The following is a 2,305-nucleotide window of genomic DNA, read 5'->3' on the forward strand; positions in this document are numbered from 1 at the left end:
GCGGTGTGCAGTACCGCGCGAAGCAGCATGCCCGCTTCCACGCTCATCTGGCGTACGCCGCCGAGAATGGGCTGCGCGCGGTTGCCGCCCTTGCCTACTCGACCGACGGCGGGTTCTCCGAGGACGGCAGGGTGGGCCCGTGGGTGGCGGTGCTGCGCAGCGACCACGAGTTCGCGGCCCGTTACGTCGACCTGGATCCGGCCCGGTACCAGGTGATCGTCGCGGGTATGTGCAGGTTGCTGTTCGACCGGGACACCGTTCCCGGTGCGGAGCCCGAAGATCTTCTGACGCTGACTGTTCCGGCGCTCATCGTGCCGGGGAACGACTCTTCGCATGCACCGTCCGCGGCGCATTACCTACGGGAGTGTCTGCCTGGCGCCGACTTCTGGGACGCGCCCGTGGCGGCCCAGACGGCCGAGACTGCACCCGCCCGGGTCATCGACTTCCTGCAGTCACTGCCCGGTTGACACGTGCCGGGCAGTACGCCCGATGTGCGTGCGCATGACTGCGGTGGCCTTTTCGACGTCACGCTTCTTGATGGCGTTGACGAACTGGCGGTGTTCCCGGCTGCCGCGGATTCCCATCTCGGGATGGCCTTCCTGGACGTGTTGCAGCGAGCTCAGGGTGGGGCCGTGAAACGAGTCGGCCAGCATGGCGATGGCGGCGTTGTGACTCGCGCGTGCCACGCGGCTGTGGAACTCGGCCGACAGCGACATCGGATAGGAGCCGTTGGCAAGGGCCTCGTCGGCACGGTCGCAGATCGCGAGAAGGTCGGTGATGTCCTCCTCGGTGGCCCGCTCGCAGACGAACGGGATGATGCCGAGCTCGAGGACCTGACGGGCCTCGGTGACTTCCTTGTCGGTGAGCTGGGACAGCGAGAGCAGGTCGATGATGCCCTCGCCGACCCGCGCGCTCGTCGGCGCGGTCACGAAGGCGCCGCCGTGGGCGCCGACCTTGATGGCCACCATGCCGTTGGCTTCCAGCCCTCGCAAGGCCTCCCGCACGGTGACGCGGCTGACGCCGAAGCGTTCGCCGAGGTCGCGTTCGGGTGGCAACCGGTCACCCGGCTTGAGCTGCCCGTCCCGGATGAGCAACCGGATCTGGTCGACGATCATCCCCGACGCCCGACCGGGGACGACCCGACTGAACATACCGTCCGCCATCGCATTCGACTTTGCCAACTGATCCCGTGCCGCCATGGACCAATCATAATGCCAGTAGACCTTCAAACGGGTAGCTACGACGATCAGCGCGTGGCGGTCGGTGAACGGACGCATTGCGGCAAGAGGCATTCGCCTTCGGGCGCCGACGGCGGGCACCCGCGAGTGGTGCGGATCCGGCGTCGGTGGGTGAGGTCCCCAGTGACGTCGTGAACGCAACCGGATGACGCGTAGATCCCATGGTGCTCAACGCAATAGAGCGCGCCGGCCGCGTCGCTGGGCCGGCGACTCGGTGGCCGGCGGGTCAGGCCCCCTGGATCCTGGCCGCGCGCTCTGCTTCCGTCGCCTCGTTCGACGCGGCGTCGCCCGCGCTTGGGGGCGGAGTTCGCGGCATCGCCGCCACGGCAAGGGCTGTCGCGACCGCGACGATCAGGACACCGAGGAACACCGCGGTCGAACCCGACTTGATCGCCGCAGGGCCGACGGAATGCACGTCACCCGGACCGAAGATCGCGTTGGCGATGGCGCCGAAGATGGCGACTCCGACGGCGCTGCCCAGCGACCGGGCGAACATGTTGCTGCCGGTGACGACACCCCGTTCGTTCCACTCGACGCTGGATTGAGCGGCGATGAGAGTCGGCAAATTCAGCAGGCCCATGCCGGCGCCGATCACGAAGCACACCGCCGCAACGACGGCGACGTTCGGTCGGTGCGCCGTCGCTGCCAGCCCCGAGGCTCCAGCGATGACCAGTGCGGCACCAACCGATGCGGTTCTCTTGAAGCCCCAGCGCAGATAGAACCTTCCGGCCAGGCTCGCGGTGGCGGGCCATCCGATCGTCAAGGCTGCCAGCGCAAGGCCGGCGACGATGGGCTCGACGTGCAGGGAACCTTCGAGAAACGTTGGCACATAGGAGGTGAGCCCCATCAGCATGGCGCCAATGCCGAGCGCCACGATGGTGGTCGAACACAGCAGTCGGCGCGACAGCACCCAGAGCGGCATGATCGGTTCGACGGCTCGCCGCTCGACGAACACGAAGCCCGCCAGCAGCACGCCGCCGCCCGAGAACGCACTGATACTCGCCGCCGAGGACCATGCCCAGGTCTGACCGCCGCCAAGGATGGCGAGGATCAGCGATGTCATGGAG

2 protein-coding genes and 1 pseudogene are annotated in these 2,305 nt (G+C 67.8%); 1 reads left to right on the top strand and 2 read right to left on the bottom strand.

The window, feature by feature from the left end:
- Positions 1 to 467: pseudogene (locus tag ACRDUX_RS24065) on the top strand (alpha/beta hydrolase); the annotation flags it as partial.
- Here ACRDUX_RS24065 and ACRDUX_RS24070 read toward each other — a convergent pair.
- Positions 453 to 1,199: a FadR/GntR family transcriptional regulator gene (locus tag ACRDUX_RS24070; RefSeq protein WP_526417231.1), complete on the bottom strand. Its 747-nt coding sequence runs from the start codon at positions 1,197 to 1,199 to the stop codon at positions 453 to 455. The pseudogene ACRDUX_RS24065 and the gene ACRDUX_RS24070 sit on opposite strands and share 15 nt — an antisense overlap.
- Before the next feature lie 265 nt (positions 1,200 to 1,464).
- On the bottom strand, positions 1,465 to 2,305 hold an 841-nt coding region (locus ACRDUX_RS24075; protein WP_526417233.1), incomplete at its 5' end, for an MFS transporter.

It is taken from the genome of Mycobacterium sp., assembly GCF_050701675.1.
Classification (GTDB): Bacteria; Actinomycetota; Actinomycetes; order Mycobacteriales; family Mycobacteriaceae; genus Mycobacterium.

Excerpts from the sequence above, each read along its gene's own strand:
- ACRDUX_RS24070 (WP_526417231.1), bottom strand. The coding sequence starts at position 1,199 with ATGGCGGCACGGGATCAGTTGGCAAAGTCGAATGCGATGGCGGACGGT.